The 18,494-nt window shown below is 73.6% G+C and carries 16 protein-coding genes and 1 pseudogene; 5 read left to right on the top strand and 12 right to left on the bottom strand.

The window, feature by feature from the left end; genetic code table 11:
- The first annotated feature begins 10 nt into the window (after window positions 1-10).
- On the top strand, window positions 11-391 hold the full coding sequence (locus E1285_RS05965; RefSeq protein ID WP_132148890.1) for a hypothetical protein: 381 nt from the start codon (window positions 11-13) through the stop codon (window positions 389-391).
- Between the two features lie 343 nt (window positions 392-734).
- Here E1285_RS05965 and E1285_RS05960 read toward each other — a convergent pair whose 3' ends face one another.
- Window positions 735-917, bottom strand: coding sequence for a hypothetical protein (locus tag E1285_RS05960; protein WP_132148888.1), 183 nt, complete (start codon window positions 915-917; stop codon window positions 735-737).
- Window positions 918-919: 2 nt separating this feature from the next.
- The gene (locus E1285_RS05955) at window positions 920-3,535 is read right to left on the bottom strand and encodes a phosphoenolpyruvate carboxylase (protein ID WP_132148886.1); all 2,616 of its coding nucleotides are present in this window, start codon (window positions 3,533-3,535) and stop codon (window positions 920-922) included.
- Between the two features lie 100 nt (window positions 3,536-3,635).
- On the opposite strand from E1285_RS05955, the gene E1285_RS05950 reads away from it, so the two are divergent.
- The 3 genes from E1285_RS05950 (at window position 3,636) to E1285_RS05940 (ending at window position 6,646) form a co-directional block, all read left to right on the top strand.
- A complete protein-coding gene (locus tag E1285_RS05950) occupies window positions 3,636-5,228 on the top strand; it encodes an acyl-CoA carboxylase subunit beta (RefSeq protein ID WP_132148884.1) in 1,593 nt (530 codons plus the stop codon).
- A 30-nt stretch (window positions 5,229-5,258) separates the two neighbouring features.
- Entirely contained in the window at window positions 5,259-5,501 is a 243-nt protein-coding gene (locus E1285_RS05945; protein ID WP_132148882.1) for an acyl-CoA carboxylase subunit epsilon, read from the top strand.
- A gap of 92 nt (window positions 5,502-5,593) precedes the next feature.
- Window positions 5,594-6,646, top strand: coding sequence for an NYN domain-containing protein (locus E1285_RS05940; RefSeq protein WP_132148880.1), 1,053 nt, complete (start codon window positions 5,594-5,596; stop codon window positions 6,644-6,646).
- 119 nt (window positions 6,647-6,765) lie between these two features.
- Here the strand turns inward: E1285_RS05940 and abc-f are convergent, their stop codons facing one another.
- Window positions 6,766-8,430 (bottom strand): ribosomal protection-like ABC-F family protein, encoded by a 1,665-nt coding sequence (gene abc-f / locus E1285_RS05935; protein WP_132148878.1) that lies wholly within the window; start codon window positions 8,428-8,430, stop codon window positions 6,766-6,768.
- 280 nt (window positions 8,431-8,710) lie between these two features.
- Here abc-f and E1285_RS05930 point away from each other — a divergent pair, with 280 nt between their 5' ends.
- Entirely contained in the window at window positions 8,711-9,934 is a 1,224-nt protein-coding gene (locus E1285_RS05930) for a YncE family protein (RefSeq protein ID WP_132148876.1), read from the top strand.
- A gap of 97 nt (window positions 9,935-10,031) precedes the next feature.
- Here the strand turns inward: E1285_RS05930 and E1285_RS05925 are convergent, their stop codons facing one another.
- The 9 genes and pseudogenes from E1285_RS05925 to E1285_RS46470 form a co-directional block, all read right to left on the bottom strand.
- Window positions 10,032-13,109 carry a BTAD domain-containing putative transcriptional regulator gene (locus E1285_RS05925; protein ID WP_243722592.1) on the bottom strand — a complete coding sequence of 1,026 codons (3,078 nt, stop codon included), beginning with the start codon at window positions 13,107-13,109 and terminating at the stop codon, window positions 10,032-10,034.
- Window positions 13,110-13,209: 100 nt separating this feature from the next.
- Window positions 13,210-13,650: a TadE family protein gene (locus E1285_RS05920; RefSeq protein ID WP_243722591.1), complete on the bottom strand. Its 441-nt coding sequence runs from the start codon at window positions 13,648-13,650 to the stop codon at window positions 13,210-13,212.
- On the bottom strand, window positions 13,647-14,096 hold the full coding sequence (locus tag E1285_RS05915; protein ID WP_243722590.1) for a TadE family protein: 450 nt from the start codon (window positions 14,094-14,096) through the stop codon (window positions 13,647-13,649). The genes E1285_RS05920 and E1285_RS05915 overlap by 4 nt, the downstream gene beginning before the upstream one ends.
- Window positions 14,096-14,485, bottom strand: coding sequence for a TadE/TadG family type IV pilus assembly protein (locus E1285_RS05910; protein WP_243722588.1), 390 nt, complete (start codon window positions 14,483-14,485; stop codon window positions 14,096-14,098). Before E1285_RS05910 ends, E1285_RS05915 begins: the two co-directional genes overlap by 1 nt.
- Window positions 14,486-14,526: 41 nt before the next feature.
- Entirely contained in the window at window positions 14,527-14,748 is a 222-nt protein-coding gene (locus E1285_RS05905) for a hypothetical protein (RefSeq protein WP_132148870.1), read from the bottom strand.
- 72 nt (window positions 14,749-14,820) lie between these two features.
- A complete protein-coding gene (locus E1285_RS05900) occupies window positions 14,821-15,738 on the bottom strand; it encodes a type II secretion system F family protein (protein ID WP_207946429.1) in 918 nt (305 codons plus the stop codon).
- A 90-nt stretch (window positions 15,739-15,828) separates the two neighbouring features.
- Complete coding sequence (locus tag E1285_RS05895; RefSeq protein WP_132148868.1) at window positions 15,829-16,821, bottom strand: type II secretion system F family protein; 993 nt, start codon at window positions 16,819-16,821, stop codon at window positions 15,829-15,831.
- Between the two features lie 46 nt (window positions 16,822-16,867).
- A complete protein-coding gene (locus tag E1285_RS05890) occupies window positions 16,868-18,166 on the bottom strand; it encodes an ATPase, T2SS/T4P/T4SS family (RefSeq protein WP_132148866.1) in 1,299 nt (432 codons plus the stop codon).
- Window positions 18,167-18,494, bottom strand: a pseudogene (locus E1285_RS46470) (hypothetical protein); the annotation flags it as partial.

Below are 18,494 nucleotides of genomic sequence, written 5' to 3'. Positions count from 1 at the left end.
TAGGACCGCGATGCTCGCCGAGGTGACCTCTCCCCTCATGGCCGCGTCGGCTCTGGTCGGCGCGACGGTGAGGGGGGAGGAGACGGCGCGGCCGGTGAACCTTCCGGCAGCCACGGCCGCGCCGTCTCCAGACGCCCGGCCGAGCGGCGACCCGACCACGGCCGACGAGTTGGCCCTGACGATGCGCCGCGCCATCGTGGCGGATCTGCATCGCGGCTTCCCGCACGCGATGTGCTGGTGGGGTGAAACAACGCAGCAGTGGTGGGCGTACCTGGTCCTCAACACCGATCGCGCGCTGATCAGTGCCAACTCGCCGTACCGGCTGGCCGACCGAATCAGCGAGATTACGACGAAAGCGCCGTATCGGGCACAACCCCCGACCGTCTGTTGAGAAAAAGCCGAACCTGACGGCGGTGCAGCCGATCGTCCCCCGGCCGCACTGTCGTCTTCTGGAGGCCGTCACCCGCAGGACGGTGGGGGTCTCTCCGAGACGGCGCGGCACCGCGCTCCCCCCAATGACCGCGATGCCGCGCCGTCTCCCTGCCGCTCCCCCTAGAACGGGCGTAGTGGCCAACGCCAATCAGCGCGGCGTAGTCGGCGTCCATCGACCGGCCGACCGACCGCCAAGGAACTGGCAGGATGACCAGGCGAATCAGCGACTCAAGCCGAGCAGGGTGAGCAGCGCGTCACCTACCGCTCAAAGCTCGTCGAAGGACAGGGCGCCGTCATTTGACTCACCACGCACGCAGGCTCTCCATGTCCTTCAGGACGGCTGCAGCATCGGCACGGTCGGCCGAGTCGGCTGCCAGCGCTTCCGCTTCGGCCCGAAGTTCGTCGGCACGGCGGCGCCGCGCGGCCTCGTCCTCATTGAGGTCGTCGGTGGCTCGCGGACGTCCGGTCGGTGTGCTTTCGGTCATGGTCAGCCGGTGTTCTGGAGGCCGGCGGCTACGCCGTTCACTGACAGGAGGAGGAGTTCCTCCAAGTGGGTGCGTTCTTCTTCGTTGTCCACGCCTGCGCGGAGGGCCGCCAGGGCTCGTAGTTGCAGGTGGGAGAGGGCGTCCACGTAGGGGTTGCGTAGTTCTACGGCTCTGGAGAGGACCTTGCGGTTCTCCAGGAGGCGGTCGTGGTCCGTTACCGCCAGGACCAGGCGGTGGGTGCGGTCGTACTCGGCCAGGACGGTTTCGGAGAGTTCGGGACGGTCGCCCAGGGCCAGGTAGCGTTCGGCGATCGCGCGGTCGGACTTGGCCAGGCTCATCTCGGCGTTGTCCAGGAGGGTGTTGAACAAAGGCCAGGACTCGTAGGCGTCGCGGAGTTCCGTGAGGTCGCGGCCGTCGTCGGAGACTGCGGCCAGGCCGCTGCCCAGGCCGTACCAGCCGGGGAGGTTGACGCGGGTCTGCGTCCAGGCGAACACCCAGGGGATGGCTCGCAGGTCCTCCAGGCCGCGGGCGGCCTTGCGGCGGGCCGGGCGGGAGCCGATGCGGAGTTCGGAGATCTCCTCCAGGGGGCTGACCTGGGCGAACCAGGCGGCGAAGTCCTCGGTTTCGATGAGGCCGCGGAAGGCCGCCTGCGCAGCCTCGCTGATCTTGTCGGCGAGGGGGCGGAAGCGGGCGGCGGCCTGGCGGGCGCGGTCCTGGACGGCGTCGGTGGAGGCCAGGAGGACGGCGCTGGTGACCTGCTCGACGTGGCGGCGCGCGATCTCGCGCTGGCCGTAGCGGGCGAAGATGACCTCGCCCTGCTCGGTGACCTTGAAGCGGCCCGCGACCGAGCCCGGCGCCTGCGCGAGGATCGCCCGGTTGGCGGGGCCGCCGCCGCGGCCGAGGGATCCGCCGCGCCCGTGGAACAGGGTCAGCTTGACGTCGTTGCGGGCCGCCCAGGCGGTGAGGGCCTCCTGGGTGTCGTAGAGGCGGAGCGTCGCGGTGGTCGGGCCGAGCTGCTTGGCCGAGTCGGAGTAGCCGAGCATGACCTCCAGGCGGCGTCCGGTGTCGTCCAGGCGGCGGCGGACGGCGGGGATCCTCAGCATCCCGTCGAGGACGCCCGGGGCCCGTTCGAGGTCCTCGCCGGTTTCGAAGAGGGGGATGACGTCCAGGGTGGGTGCCCCGTCGCCGAGTGAGGCGGCGAGTTCGTGGACGTTCGCGATGTCCTCGGCGGAACGGGTGAACGAGACGACGTAGCGGTGGCAGGCGCGGACGCCGAAGCGGCCCTGGATCCAGGCGATGACGCGGAGGGTTTCGAGGATCTCCTCCGTCATCTCCGAGCGCTCGCCCTGGAGCTCCGCGAGGGCCTTCTCGTGGAGTTCGGAGTGCTGGCGGATCTCCAGTTCGGCCAGGTGGAAGCCGAACGTCTCGACCTGCCAGATGAGCTGCTGGACGCGTCCGTACGCCTGCCGGGCGGCGCCCGCGGCGGCCAGGGAGTCCTGGACGGTGCGCAGGTCGGCGAGCAGTTCGTCCGGGGAGGCGTAGGCGAGGTCGGCGTCGCGTTCGCGGGTCGCGGCGATGCGGTCCGCGGCGTGCAGGAGGACCTGGCGGTGCGGCTCGCCGGGCGAGCGCTTGGCGACCTCGGCGATCAGCCTGGGATGCGCGGTGCGGGCGGCGGCGAGGACGTCGCGGAGCTCGGCCGAGGCGGGCGTGGTGATCTCGTGGACGGTCAGCTCCCGCCCGATCCGCGCGCAGGCGTTCTCCAGGGCGCGCAGGATATGGTCGGCCTGGATCGTGACGGCGTCCCGGGTGACCTGCGCGGTCACGTAGGGGTTGCCGTCGCGGTCGCCGCCGATCCAGCTGCCGAAGCGCAGGTACGGGCGGGCCTCCGGCGGGCGCGTGCCGGTGCGTTCGCCTTCGAGGGCGTGGTCGAGGGCCCGGTAGATGTGCGGGACGACGCGGAAGATCGTCTCGTCGAACGCGGCCATCGCGGTGCGGACCTCGTCGAGGGGGTCAAGCTGGGTGCCGCGGCGCAGCGACGTCCGCCACAGCAGGTCGATCTCCTCGCGGAGGCTCCGCTCGATCTCCTCGCGCTCGCTCGCGCCGGGGCCGTCGTTCAGCCGGGTCATCAGGTCGCTGATCCGCTGGATGGCGGTGACGACGGCGCGGCGGCGGGCCTCGGTCGGGTGGGCGGTGAACACCGGGCGGAACTCCAGGCCGTCGATGAGCCCGCCGAGGTCGCCGCCGGAGTCGTGGACGTGCTGGACGGTCGCCGCGACCGAGCCGGGGACGGTGTCGCCGGTGTCGCGTTCGCGCAGCGTCCGGATGCGGTGGTGCTCCTCCGCGAGGTTCGTCAGGTGGAAGTACACGGTGAACGCGCGGGCGACCTGCTCGGCGCGTTCCAGCGTCCAGCCGTCGACGATGGCGGCGACCTCCGCGCCGGGCGTCTCGCCGCGGCGGGCCGCGATCACCGCGTGGCGGAGCCGTTCGACGTCGTCCAGGAGCCCCTGGCCGCCGTATTCCACGAGGCCGTCGCCGAGCATCGCGCCGAGCAGCCGCACGTCGCGGCGGAGCGGTTCGGGCAGGTCCTGCCGGAAAGTCTCACGCGTCTTCGTAGCCACCCGCCCCAGCGTAACGAGACGCCGGGCACGGCGTTCGTCCCGGTGAGAGCGGGCACCCCGGCCGCCGGAGCGGTATCAGCGGCCGGTTACTCTGGCCCGCATGGCGACGGAAGCCCCTGAACCCCCGGTGGAATACGACATCCACACGACGGCGGGAAAGATCGCGGACCTGGAGCGGCGCAGGTACGAGGCGGTGAACGCCGGCTCGGCGCGTGCCGTGGAGAAGCAGCACGCCAAGGGCAAGATGACGGCCCGGGAGCGGATCGACGCGCTGCTCGACCCCGGCTCGTTCGTCGAGTTCGACGAGATGGCGCGGCACCGCTCCACGAACTTCGGGATGGAGAAGAACCGTCCCTACGGCGACGGCGTCGTCACCGGCCACGGCACGGTGGACGGACGGCCGGTCGCCGTGTTCAGCCAGGACTTCACGGTGTCCGGCGGCTCCCTCGGCGAGGTCTTCGGCGAGAAGATCTGCAAGGTCATGGACCACGCGATCAAGACCGGCTGCCCGGTGATCGGCATCAACGACTCCGGCGGCGCGCGGATCCAGGAGGGCGTGGTCGCGCTCGGCCTGTACGCCGAGATCTTCCGGCGCAACGTGCACGCGTCCGGGGTGATCCCGCAGATCTCGCTGGTCATGGGGCCGTGCGCGGGCGGCGCCGTGTACTCCCCGGCGATCACCGACTTCGTCGTCATGGTCGACCAGACGTCCCACATGTTCATCACCGGGCCGGACGTGATCAAGACGGTCACCGGCGAGGAGGTGACGATGGAGGAGCTGGGCGGCGCGCACTCGCACAACTCCAAGTCCGGCGTCGCCCACTACCAGGGGTCGGACGAGGACGACGCGGTCGAGTACGTCAAGGCGCTGCTGTCGTACCTGCCGTCCAACAACCTGGCCGACGCGCCGGCGTACGACGTCCCCGTCGACCCGGCGGACCTCGTCGAGGAGCTCGACACACTCGTCCCCGACTCGCCGAACCAGCCGTACGACATGAAGACCGTCATCGAGCACGTGCTGGACGACGGCGAGTTCCTGGAGGTGCAGGAGCTCTACGCGCCGAACATCGTCACCGGGTTCGGGCGTGTCGAGGGCCACTCGGTCGGCGTCGTCGCCAACCAGCCGATGCAGCTCGCCGGGACGCTCGACATCGACGCGTCGGAGAAGGCCGCCCGGTTCGTGCGGACCTGTGACGCGTTCAACGTGCCGGTGCTGACGTTCGTGGACGTCCCCGGCTTCCTGCCCGGCACCGACCAGGAGTGGAACGGGATCATCCGGCGCGGCGCGAAGCTGCTGTACGCCTACGCCGAGGCGACCGTCCCGCTCGTGACGATCATCACGCGCAAGGCGTACGGCGGCGCCTACGACGTCATGGGGTCCAAGCACCTCGGCGCCGACATCAACCTGGCGTGGCCGACCGCGCAGATCGCGGTGATGGGCGCGCAGGGCGCGGTCAACATCCTGTACCGGCGCGACCTGGCCGCCGCGGACGACCCGGACGCCCGCCGCGCCGAGCTGATCACCGACTACGAGGACACGCTCGCCAACCCCTACGTCGCGGCCGAGCGCGGCTACGTCGACAACGTGATCAAGCCGTCGGAGACGCGCGGGCAGGTCGTGCGGGCGCTGCGGACGCTGCGGGAGAAGCGCCAGACGCTACCGCCCAAGAAGCATGGGAACATCCCACTCTGACCCGACTCTCCCAGGAGGTCAGGAGTATCCGTGACCGCTGACAGCAAGCCCTTCCTCCAGATCGTCCGCGGCGATCCGGGCCCGGAGGAGATCGCGGCGCTCGTCGCCGTGCTGACCGCCCGCGCCCAGGCGGCCGCCGCCGCCCGGGACGGCGGGGGTCCCGCCAGGCCATCGCGCTGGGCGGACCGCTCCAGGCTCGTGCGCAGCACGTTCGCGGGTGAGCTGAGGCCGCGCGGCGCGGGCGCGTGGCGGGCCAGCGGCCTGCCGCGCTGACCCCCGCCGCCGGGCGTCCGTCCCGATCGCCCAACGATGTGTAACGGTGGTTCACGCCCAGCGGACGCCCGGCACGAATAAGGTGGAAGGCCATGGCCACCTCGGAGTTCGTTCCACAGCCCGCGCGATACGCCGTCTTCGTCGACGCGGGGTACCTATACGCGGCCTCCGGTGCCCTGCTGCTCAGTTGCGGGTCCAGGCGGGAGTACCGGGTCGCCGCCGAGAAGCTGATCAAGGCGTTGACCAGCCATGCCGACGAGAAGCTGCTGGGCGAGCTGCTCCGGGTGTACTGGTTCGACGCCGCGCCGAAGAAGCAGCCGACGGTCGACCAGCGCGTCATCGCGAACCTGCCGCTGGTGAAGCTGCGGCTCGGGAACCTGAACGCGCAGGGCCAGCAGAAAGGCGTGGACGCCCAGCTCCGCGCCGACCTGGAGGCCCTCGCCCGGCACCGCGCGATCACCGACGCGGTGCTGCTGGCCGGCGACGAGGACATGCTGCCCGCCGTCGAGGCGGCACAGCGCTACGGCATCCGCGTCCACCTGTGGGGGGTCGAGCCCACGCACGGCTCGAACCAGGCCGAGTGGCTGGTGTGGGAGTCCGACACGGTCGAGGTGCTTCCCGCCGACTTCCTGCGCCCCTACTTCACCAAGGCCAAGGTGCTGCCGGTGCCCGCGCCCGGCACCGCCGCCGCCGTCCGGGAGGCCGCGGACGCCGCGCAGCGCACGAGCCCCGTCCCGTCGCCGTCGCAGGTGTTCGCCGGACGCGCCCCGGCGGTCAAGCCGTCGCCCGCGGCCGCTCGCGCCGGGGTCCCCGTCCCCGGCGGCGTGACGCCCGCGACGGTGGCCGCGTCGATGAACTCCACCGCCGCGACCGACGGCAAGCTCGGCCCCGACCGCGACCACATGCTGGAGATAGGCGAGCACGTGGCCCAGAAGTGGATCTTCGAGCGGGGCCGGGACAACATCCGCGACCTGCTCCCGGGCCCGATCCTGCCGCCCGTCATCGACAAGGAGCTGCTGATCGAGGCGGAGAAGGAGCTCGGCGGCTCCCTGCGCCCCTACCAGGAGGCCCGCACCTGGCTGCGGGACGGCTTCTGGGAGCGCGTCTACCGCGAGTTCGGCATCGGCATCGGCAAGTCCGACTGACGTTCTCCCGCGCCTCCGGCTGAGGTTCTCCCGCGCCACCGACTGACCATCGCCCGCGCCTCGGGCGTGCCTCGGGGGCGCGCCCGGCCGTGCCTCGCGCACGCCCTGGCCGGGGTCCGTCACGCCGCCACCGGTTCCCGGGCGGCGCCGTCCCTCAGTTCGAGACGGCGGCCCTCGAAGGACGCGCGCATCCGGCGGTCATGCGTCACGATCACGAGCGCACCCGTGTAGCCGGCGAGGGCCTCCTCCAGTTCGTCCACCAGGAGCGGTGAGAGGTGGTTGGTGGGCTCGTCCAGCAGGACCAGGTCCGCCTGCCCGGAGACGAGGTGGGCCAGATCCAGCCTGCGGCGCTGCCCGGCCGACAGTGCCCGGACGCTCTTGAGCAGGTCCCCGGCCTTGAAGAGCCCCAGCGACAGCAGCGCGTCCGCGTGCTCTTCGGGCTCACCGGGGCGGCCCTCACCGAACGCGCGCAGCAGCGACCGCTCGTCGCCGGTGGCCGCGCCTCCGTCCTGCCGCAGGTACCCGACCCGCGGCGGGCGCCGGACGCTGCCCGCCGCCGGGGCCAGCTCGCCGGCCAGCACCCGCAGGAGCGTCGTCTTGCCGGCGCCGTTCGGCCCGGTGACGAGGACCCTCCGGCCCGCGTCGATCCGCAGCGACTCCACGTGCAGGCGGCCCGGGACGTGGACGCCGGTGAGTTCGGCCACCGGCCCGTCCCCCCGCGTGGCCCCGGCGCCCGAGGTGGACGGGCGCGCCGCGAACCGGAGCGGCTCGGGCGGCACCGGGACCGGATCGTCTTGGAGCTCCCGGAGGCGCTGCCGCGCGGCCCGGATCCGGCTCATCGCGCCGTGCGAGCGCGACCTCGCCCGGAACGCGCCCGCGCCGCTGAACGCGCTCGGGGCCTTGCGCGGGATCGCCGACAGCCGGTCGATGTTGGTGTCGGCGAGCGCCTCGTGCCGGCGGACGTCCTCGCGCCACGCCTCGTACTCGTGCCGGTGCCGCTGCCGGGCGGCGGCCTTGGCGGCCAGGTAACCGGCGTAGCCGTTGCCGTAGCGGCGGACCGTGCGGGCGTCATGGTCGACCTCGATGACCGCCGAGGTCACCCGGTTGAGGAACGCGCGGTCGTGCGTGACCGCCACGACGGTGCCGCGGTGGCGGCGCAGATGCTCCTCCAGCCAGTGTGCGGCCTCGTCGTCGAGGTCGTTGGTGGGTTCGTCCAGCAGGAGCAGTTCGGGGGACGCGGCCAGCGTCGCGGCGAGCGTCAGCCGCGACCTCTCGCCGCCGGACAGGGTGCCGAGGGCCCGGTCGCGGGCGAGGTCCGGCACGCCGAGCGCCCGACGCGCGACCTCGACGCGGGTGTCGGCCTCGTAGCCGCCGCGCGCCTCGAACCGCTCGACGAGTTCGCCGTACTCGGCGATCTCGGCGGGCGTGGCGGTGCCGAGCGCGGCCTCGGCGCGGGCCATCCGCGCCCGCAGGTCCCGCAGATCGGCCAGCGCCAGGTCGATCGCGTCCTGGACGGTCGCGGCCGGCGGCAGGTCGAGCGTCTGGGGCAGGTATCCGGTGCCGCCGGGCGCGACGACGGTGACGGCGCCGTTGCCGGGCGTCTCCGTCCCGGCGATGAGCCGCAGCAGCGTGGACTTGCCCGAGCCGTTCTCCCCGATCACCCCGACCTTCTCACCGGGCCGGATCGAGACGGAGGTCCTGTCGAGGACGACGTGGTCGCCGTAGCGCTTGGTGACCTCAGAAAGGACGAACTGGGACTTCGAAGATGGATGCGCGGTGCGCAAGGCAGACTCCTGGAAACTCAGAGAACGTGCGTTGACGGTGCGTGACGGAACACGGCGAGCCGCCCGGCCGCGGAGCATCGCTCAACGCAGGCGGACGGTGTCGAACGCACGAATCACAGAGTTCCCATGTCACCTACAAGTAGCACCAGAGCCTTCGCCGCCACAACCCGGACACCATCGCTCGTGTTCCCACCTCCGTCAATGAACACGTTTCGCGATTGAGCGGACACTGGGAGTCGTTTCTCGGTAGGGTCCCCGCCGTGTAAAGGGGAGACCGTGCATGGGACGTCGAGGAGGAAGATCACGGGCCGCCGCGCTTCCGGTCGCCGCGGCCACGGCGCTGACCTGCGTCGTCCTGGTCGGATGCGAGTCGCCCGTGCCGTTCTACCGGCCCGGGGAGGGGGCCCCGGACGGCCCCGTCGTCGGGCTCGGCGGGCCGGCGCCGTACCTGAGCGCGCGTCCCCGCGGCGACGCGTCCGAGCCGCCCGGCGGGGGTGAGGGCGGCGAGGTGCCGCTGGCTCCGGCCGGCGGGCACGTCTACGCCGCGACCGGGCCCGGGATGATCGCGCCCAACGCGCGGGGGGTCCCGGCGCGGCTGTACGTCGCGAACGGGCGGGCCATCGACGTCATCGACCCGGACACGCTCCGGGTCGTCGGCCGCCTGCGGACCGGGGCGGCGGTCTCGGGGGTCGTGCCGTCCTGGGACCTGCGGCGGCTGTGGGCGACGGACCGCGAGCACGGCAGACTCGTCCCGGTCGGGCCGCGCGGCGGCGAGCGCGGCCGGCCCGTGAAGGTCGCCGGCGCCACCCGGCTCTACTTCACGCCGGACGGGGGGAGCGCGCTGCTCCTGGCCCGGCGGCCACGCCGCGTCGACGTCCGCGACCCGGAGACGATGCGGCGGAGGGCGTCGGTTCCGATGCCGTGCGCGGCCGGGCACGCCGACTTCACGCTGGACGGGTCGTCGCTGGTGGCGACCTGCTCGTCCGCCGGCGCGCTCGCCCGCGTGGACCTCGCGAGCGGCCGCGTCTCCGGGACGATCCGGCTGCCGGAGGGGGCACGTCCCGGGGATCTGCGGCTGTCACCCGACGGGTCCCTTTTCTACGTCGCCGACTCCGTCAAGGGCGGGGTGTGGCTCGTGGACGCCGAGCGGTTCGCCGTGCACGGGTTCGTCCGCACCGCGCCGGGAGCGCGCGGCCTGTCGATCAGCCGGGGCGCGCGGCGCCTGTTCGTGGTGGGCGGCGGCACCCTCACCGCCGTCGAGTTCGGGACCCGCAGGGCCACGTCCCGCTGGCCGCTGCCGGGCGGCGGCTCACCGGTCCCCGGCGGGGTGTCGTCGGACGGGACGGCGCTGTGGCTCGCCGACCCGCGCGGCCTCGTCTACGCCGTGTCCACCCGGACGGGACGGGTCGTGCGGAAGGTCCGGGTCGGGGGGCGTCCGGCGGGGCTGTGCGTGCACCCGCAGCCGGGCCGCTACTCGCTGGGCGGCACCGGCCTCTACCGCTGACGCACCGGATGCGTTGAGTCGCGGCGTGTTGCCCTTACGGATGCGCCGATGAGGGCAACATGCCGCGAGTCAACGAAGCGATCTCGGCGTCGACCGCCTAGCGCATGCCGACGCGGTGCCAGTCGGGGATGAGTTCCTCCATCAGCGCCTCCGTCTCGGGCTGGAGCTGGTCGAGCAGCGGGTCGCGGCCGATGCGGCCGCGCAACTCGTCGACGACGACCTGGACCTGCGCGACGTCGCCGGTGGCGTGGGTCGCGCGGAGCAGGTCCCGCCACAGGCCCTCGTCCTCGGGCGCGAGCCGCAGCCCGGCACGCGCCGCGCTCACCGCGCCGCGCGCGTCGCCCTCGTCCAGCCGCAGCACCACGAGCCGGTGCGCGACGTCGATGACCCGCGCGGACGCCTCGTACGGCAGGTCGTGGTCGGCGAGCCACGTGTAGCGGCCGCGCGGGCGGTCGGCGAGGACGGGGCCGCGGACGAGGTCCAGCGCGTACGCCATGTAGGCCGTCTCGGACGCGGGCTCGGCCGCCGACCGCCACACCAGCCAGCGGAACACGTTGAGGTCGACCCGCACCTCCGAGCCGAGCCTGAGCCGGCCGCGCTCGTCGGTGTACAGGTTCGGGCGGCCCCGCGCGTCCCGGCCGAGCCAGTCCGACACGCGCGCCACGCAGGCGTCGCGGACGCCGGCGCTCGCCCCGCGCGGCCAGATCGCGCCGGACAGCACCGTCGGGTGGACGCCCTCCGGATGCGCCGCCAGGTACACCAGCAGCTCGGTGCAGAGCGCGCGGCGGCCGTCGTCCATCGGCCCCGGCGCCTCGACCTCGATCGGGCCGAGCAGCCGGATGTCGACCGACGACTCCTGCGCGGTCGGCGGCTCCGGCCCGCCGGCGAGGCCGGGAAGCTCCACGGAGTCGAGCCGCTCCGCGGTACGGAACAGCGCGAACACGCCGCGGTAGTCGTCGTCGGGGACGAGCTGCGCGTCGACGTCGAAGCCGAGCACCCCGGCGTGGAGGCGCCCGGACTCGTCGAGCTCCCACGTCCAGGTGGCGCCCTGCACGTCGCCGGGGACGAGGTAGCCGGCGGCCATCCGGGTCCCGGTGCGGGCGAGCGCGACGAGGCGGTCCGCCTCCCGCTCCGACGGCTGGTCGGCCATGATCAGGTAGTGCGGCATCCACGCCTCGCCGAACACGCCGCGGCAGCGTCCGGTGAGCACCGAGTCGACGCCGGACGCGGCGAGCGCCTGCCGGACCTCCTCGCTGCGTCCCTCCAGCTCGGGCAGCGCGTCCGCGAGCGTCGGCACGGACCGGACCCGGTCCGGCGCGATCTCCGACAGGCCCTCGCCCAGTTCCCCGTCGAACCCGACGAGCGTGATCCGCATGTGGTCGGACCAGCGGTTCGTCGCCAGCTCCATCGCGATCGCCGACAGCGCCGCGCGGCGGGTGGAGTCGGGGCCGCGCAGCGCGATGAGCCCGTGCGCGGCCTCCAGGTCGACGAGGATCCGGCCGTTCTCGTTCGTCCCGATCGACACCAGGCCCGGGTACGGGGCGAGGACGTCGCCGAGGTCGGCGGCCTCCAGCGCGGCCAGCGCGTCGCTGTGCAGCCGCCACACCTGGCCGTCGTCGAACGCCTGCCACGGCGCGGGCGGGTTCCGGTCGGCGGGCGCGATCCACAGGTCGAGGCTGCCCTCCGCCTGCCCGTCCCGTTCCACGTCGCCCGGTGGGTGGCCGAGGTGGACTCCGTACACGGTCGGCAGGGCGCGGCCGCCCGCCGCCATCGACTTCGACAGGTGCCGCAGCCCCAGGTCGAGCAGCCGGGCGGACTCGTCGTCGGAGCCGAGGCGCAGCGCCCGCTCCGCCTGCGCGGCCCGCCCCTCCGGCCGGACGATCATCTTCCCGGACGCGCGGTGCCACAGCTGGACGCGGCGGCGCCTGGCGAGCACGGTGAGCAGCCCGGCGGCGAGCAGCGAGGCGGCGGCGAGGCCGTGCGGCCAGCCCAGGCCGAACGGCGCGCCCGTCTCCTCCTGCTGGTCCGCGCCCTTTCCGGGCACCGCCGCGCCGCTGATCTCCCCGGACGGGCCGCCGCCGTGCACGGGCGGCTGCGCGGGCTCCGGCTTCTGCGAGGGTTGCGGCGCGGTCGGCGGGGCCTGCGACACCGGCGGCTGCGACGCGGTGGGCGGGGCCTGCGACGCGGGCGGCTGCGAGGGCGGAGGCTGTGACGCCGGCGGCTGCGTCCCGGCCGGCGGGGCCTGCGACGCGGGCGGCTGCGAGGGGGCCGTCGGCGGGGCGGGCTGCTCGGGTCTCGGATCCGGGGCCGATGTGGGCGGCGCGGGCTGCTGCGGCTGCTCCTGTTCAGGCCTCTCGGGCTTGTCCGGCCGCTCTGGCTTGTCCGGGACGGGGTGGCCGTAGCGGTAGTACTCGTCGAGGTCCTTGGCGGGGATGACCTTCGCGCCCTTGGCGTCCGCCGGCATCTCCAGGACCCAGCCCGGCCGGATCAGGCTGGCGATCGTCAGCCGCGTCCCGTCCGGCTGGACGTGGCCCTTGTTGAGGGCGAAGATCTCCTTGTAGCGGCGTCCCTCGCCCAGGCACTTCTCGGCGATCTCCCACAGGCTCTCGTGGTGGCGTCCCTCCGGCGGCTGAACGCGGTAGATCTTGGTGGTGGCGCCCTCGGCCAGCGGTTCCGCGACGCGGTCGCCGTCGCCGGCCCGGTCGGCGACGGCCGGGCGCTCCGGCGTGGTCGCCGACACCGGCTGGAACTCCAGCGACTGCGTCTGCGCCGGCGGCCGCTGCGACAGCCCGCCGCCCGAGAACGCCGGCATGATCGCGGTGGTCGCGGTGAACAGCAGCAGCGCGGCCACGACGAGCCGGTGCACCAGCGACTGCGTCCCGCCGCCGAGCGGCACCCGCGCGGGGACGCCGACGCCGCGGATCCCCGCGTACACCTCGACGACCACGCACACCGCGAGCTGGATCCAGGCGAGCCACACGAGCGCGACGAGGATGCCGACGAGCGAGTCGGGCCCGATCCGCCGCGTGAGGTCGGACAGGGACGGCACCTCGTCCGGCAGCGGCGAGCCGAAGAGCGCGAGCAGCGCGACGGGGACGCCGACCATCAGCGCGGTCAGTGCCAGGATCGCGCCGATCCCGGCCAGCACGTCGCCGGCGCTGCGGCGCCTGCTCACCTGGACTGGGGTTCTCTGCCCTTGCCGCATCACCATCGCGCCCCTGCCGTTCTCCGGTCCCCGGACGTCGCAGACATCGTAAGCCGGTTTCGCCTGGGGTTCACGGGCCGATTCCTCCGGTGACGGGCCGGGCGGTCGCGCCCGAGGTCATCTGGAACTCGCCGAGGCCCGGGATGATCCCGAGGATCTGCGGCCGGACGCTGATCTGGACGGTGACCGCCACCCCCTCCTCGTCGGCGTCGCACTGGGACGCGGTGACCTGCTCGCGGTAGTCGGCGAGCAGGCCGCAGGCGGCCGCGCGTGCCCGGCCCGGGTCCAGGACGGGCTCGCCGGTCTCCCGGAGCGCGTCGGTGTCGATCTGGTTCGCGCCGGCGCGGGCGGCCTGCTCGGCCATGTCCGCCGCGCGCTGCCTCGCGTGGATGGCGAGGCCGCCGTCGACGAGCAGCCCGGCCAGCAGGAGGACGATGGGGGTGAACAGCACCGTGTACAGCGCGATCGTGCCCCGGTCCCCGCCCGCGGCCATGGCGCGGAACCTGGTCATGGGGCGCCTCCGGGGTCTTCGGCGCCGCCCGCGTCCGTCCCGCGGTAGGTGAAGGTGTCGATGGGGGCGATCGCGTCGCCCTGGAGGCGCTTGGTGCCGGGCAGGCCGATGAACGACAGGTCGCCGAGGTCGACGTCGCAGGTGATCGTCACGCCGACGCGGCCGCCGGGCCGCCAGTCGGACACGTCGGTCCGCACGATGGGCCCGCCCGAGCACCACTCGGTGCCGGTGAGGCCGGCCGCGGCGGTGTCGGCGGCGAGCCGCTGCGCGGACGGGGCGCTGCGGGCGATGGACGCCGCGCGCACCGCGTCCCGGGCCGCGCCGTCCACCTGGCCCTTGGCGTCCACCATCCGGCCGGCGCCGGCGAGGAACAGCAGGAACGCCACGAACAGCGGCGTGACCAGCACCATCTCCAGCGACATCGATCCGCGGTCGAGGGCTCTCATCACCCGCCTCCCGGTTCGCAGGCGAGGCCCTCGCCGACGTCGGGCCGGAAGCATTCGATCGGTCCCTGGGACCGCTGCGACACGCGGAACTTCATGAACGGGACGACGGTCACCGCGTGCCCGCTGACCTCGACCCACCGCTGGTCGCCGGACTCCCCCGCCCGGACGGTGAGGTCGCTCAGCAGTTCCGGGCCGATCTCGCGGACGTCCCGGGTGGCCTTCGCGGTCGCCTCGCCCTCCCAGCCGCCTCCGACGGGCGCGGTCCGCGCGACGCGGGCGCCCGACTGCGCCGCCGCGAGCGCGACGTGGCGGGCGTGGAACACCATCGTGAACTGCACGACGACGAGCATCAGGAGGATGAGGACGGGCGTGAGCAGCGCCCACTCCATCGACGACACCCCCGCGTCCGACCTCGGCCGCGGGCGCCGGGTCAGCCGGTGTTGATCGTGTTGGCCTTGTCGGTGACCTTCTTCGTGATGACGGCGCCGATCGTGATCGCGAGGAGCGCCAGGATCGCGGTGATGATCGCCCATTCGATCGCGGACGCGCCACGGTCGCGTTCCCCGTCCTCGCGGAGCTTCGCGAGCCGGGCGCCGATCACGGCGCGCAGGTAGACGACGTTCGGATCGTTCAGCGGGTTGTGCGGGCTCATCGCGGTTCCTCCAGTGGGACGTCAGGGCGTTTGCGGTGGGGACGGGGACCCTGTCGCGGGCGGCGCCGGGCCTCATGAGGCGAGCACCCGCATCAGGGCCGGGTAGGCCAGGAAGACCAGGAACCCGGCGCACAGGAACAGCTGCGCGACGAGCATCGACTGGGAGCGCTCGCCCGCCTTGCCCTCCAGCTCCGACAGCTCGCGGCTGCGCATCGACGCGGCGCGGGCGGACAGGGACTTGCGGACCTGCGCGCCGTCGTCGGCGACGAGGGCGAGCGCCCCGGCGAGGTCGCGCAGCTCGGCGATGTCGAGTTCCTCGCCGAGCCGGCCGAGCGACTGCCAGGGCGTCTGCCCGGTGATGCGCGCGTTGGACAGCGCGTCGCGGATGCGGTGCATGGCCCATCCCTCGCCGACGTTCGAGGCGGTCATCAGCGCCTCCGGCACGCCGCGTCCGCCGGCGAGGTTCATCGAGACCAGGTCGAGGAACGCGCCGACGACGTGCCGGAAGTCCGTCCTGCGGGCCTGCGCCTCCTGGCGCAGCTGCATGTCGGGGAAGAAGAAGAACACGGCGGCGAACAGGATGCAGATCCACACCGGGACGGCGACGGACGAGCCGAGCCCGAGCAGCGCGAAGTACGCGGCGATCAGCGGGATGAACAGCAGCGCGGCGGCGGGGAGCAGGAACTTGGTCGCCAGGAACGCCTCCAGCGACCGCTCCGTGATCGCGAGGTCGGCGCGGACCGAGCGCAGCCTCCAGCCGCGCGACTCGCAGAACCGCGCCAGCTCCCGCCCGAGCCTGGCGCGCAGCCCGCCGACCCGTTCCAGCGTCGGAGACATCCGCCCGGCCTGCTGCTCTTCGAGGTCGCGGCGGCGGGCGGCGTCGAGCGCGGCCATCCGGGCGGCGAGGCCGGGCCGCGGCGGGAACAGCGCCCGGACGAGGACGTACAGGCCGAAGCCGACGACGGCCCCCGCGATCATCGCGCCGTTCACGGGGCGCCACCCCCTCCCGCGTCCATGGTGGACAACGCGCCGTTCACGGGGCGCCACCCCCTCCCGCGTCCATGGTGGACAACGCGCCGTTCACGGGGCGCCACCCCCTCCCGCGTCCATGGTGTGCCGTCCGCGCAGCGGAAGCTCCTGCGGGCCGTCCGCGCCGGGCCCGTCGCCCTGCCAGCCCGCCACGGTGCTCGGCACCTCGCCGGGCACGCCGGGCTGGGCCGTCTTGCGCGGCTCGCTGAGGAACCGTCCCGGCAGCTCGTACTTCGCCAGCCGGCGCAGCCACAGGAACGCAGCCCCGTACAGCGCGACGACGACGCACAGGACGAGCTGGCCGAGGAGGTCGTCGTACGGCTCGACGTAGGAGTGGTTGAACACCGCGAGGGCGAGGGCCGTCCCGACGGAGACGGCGACGACGATCCGGACGCTGCGCCGGGTGGAGCGCCGGTCGGCCTCCACGCGCCGCCGCATGTCCAGCTCGGCGCGGGCGGAGTTCGCGAGCGCGCTGAGCATGTCGCGCAGGCCGGGCCCACGGAGCTTGGCGTTCAGGATCAGCGCGGCGATCACCAGGTCGGCGGACGGGTCGTCCAGGTCGTCGGCGAAGCGGCGCAGCGCCTCCGGCATCGGCACGCGGGTGTGCAGCCGGTCGACCAGGCCCCGGAGCGGCTGCTGCAGGGCGGGCGCGGCGGCGCGCTGCGACGCGGGGATCGCCTGTTCGAGGCCGACGGCGCCCGCGATGGTGTCGCGCAGCGACTCCGTCCAGCCGGCGAGGGCCTCCAGCCGCGCCATCCCCTTGCGTTCCTCGGCGGCGCCGCCCGCCAGGCCGTTCCAGGTGAGCACGAGCGCGCCGGTCCCGGCGGCGGCGATCGGCCAGCGCGTCACGACCAGCACGAGGACGCCGACGATGACGGCCACGGCGGTGCGGGTCGTGAACGTCCTGACCAGCTCCTCGCGGCTGCGGCCCCGCACCGGCTTGGACCGCGGCGGCAGCCCGCGCAGCGCGACCAGGAGGAGAAGCAGCCCGCCCCCCGCGACCGCGCCCGCGGCGATCGCGAGGAGCACGTCCGGCGCGTACATCAGCGCCCTCCCCTCTCCACCGGTCCCCCGTTCATCAGGGCCCCGTTCACCAGGCGCCCGCGGACGGGTCGTAGCCGTGGTCGGCGAGTTCGGCGGCGCACGCGATCGGGGCGGCCGGCACCGCGAACCCGCCGGGACCGAGCGCGAACACCTCCGACGACATGACCCGCCCGTCCACTCCGGTGACCTCCCGGACGCTGGCGACGTAGCGCCGCAGCCGCCCCCCGGACGCGTACTCGTTGCGCTTCTGGATGAACACGACGAAGTCGATCGCGCCCGCGATCAGCATGTGGGTCGCCTCGACCGGCAGCCGCTCGTCCGACTGGATCGCGTACGTCGCGATGCGGTTGAAGACCTCCACCGACGAGTTCGCGTGGATCGTCGACAGCGACCCGTCGTTGCCCTGCGTCATCGCGTTCAGCATCGTGACGATCTCGTCGCCGAGCACCTCGCCGACGATCACGCGGGACGGGTTCATCCGCAGCGACCGGCGGACCAGCTCCGCCATCGTGATCGCGCCCTGCCCCTCGGAGTTCGGCAGCCGCTGCTCGAACGCGATGCAGTTGGGGTGCAGCTCGGGGAACGCGTCCAGGCCGAGTTCGAGGGCGCGCTCGACGGTGATGAGCCGCTCGTCCGCCGGGATCTCGTTCGCGATGGCGCGCAGCATTGTCGTCTTCCCCGCGTTCGTCGCCCCGGCGATCATGATGTTCTTGCGGGCCTGCACGGCGGCGCGGAGGAAGTGCCCGATCTCCTGGGTGAACGTGCCGTTCCCGACGAGGTCGGCCAGGAAGACCTTGCCGAGCCGGGCCCGCCGGATCGACAGCGCCGGCCGGACCGTCACGTCCATCACGGCCGACAGCCGCGACCCGTCCGGCAGCCGCAGGTCGAGCTGCGGGTTCGCGGTGTCGAACGGGCGCGACGACAGCCCGCTGTAGGCGGCGAGGATCTGGATCAGCTCGACCAGCTCCTCGTCGCTCTCGGCGACCGGCTCGCCCATCACCTCGCGCCCGTCGGCGTAGCCGATGAACACGCGGTCGCAGCCGTTGACGTCGATGTTCTCGATCTCGGGGTCCTCCAGCAGCGGCTGGAGCCGGCCCACCCCGAACAGCGCCGCGTGCACCCCGGCCGCGAGCGCCTCCTCCTCTTCGGCGTTCGGCGGGCGGCGCCCGGACGTGATCTCGCCGCGTGCGAACTCTTCGAGGACCTGGCCGATGAGCGCGCGGGCGAACTGCCGCTCGTCCTCCCCGGACATGGGCGGCAGCCCGTTCGCGGCGTCCAGCCGGCGCTGCTGCGCCAGCCGGTCCCCGACCTCCTGGCGGAGGCGTTTGACGAGCCCGTGGTCCATCTAGCGCCTCCCCTCCTCGTGCCGCCCGCCCGCCGGCACCTGCCCGCTTCCCGCCGGCCGCTCGCTGGCCGGCACCTGCCCGTCCACCGAAAGCCCGTCCTCGCCCGGCGAAGCGGCCTGTTCGCCGAGGGGAGCCCGTCCACCGGGTGAAGGCTGCACGGGGGGCGGAGGTCCGGTGGCGGACGGCGGCTGCGGCGGAGGCTGCGGGCCGGGCACCCGGTGTTCGGGCACCTGCTGTTCGGGGGCCTGCTGTTCGGGTGCCCGGTGTTCGGGTGGCCCTTGCTGGGAGGGCCGGTGTTCGGGTGGCCGGTGTTCGGGTGGCCGGTGC

Origin of the sequence: Actinomadura sp. 7K507 (genome assembly GCF_004348425.1) — a bacterium.
Classification (GTDB): Bacteria; Actinomycetota; Actinomycetes; order Streptosporangiales; family Streptosporangiaceae; genus Spirillospora.
The sequence above is the reverse complement of the archived record's forward strand: the minus strand, read 5'-3'. Positions and strand labels throughout refer to the sequence as shown.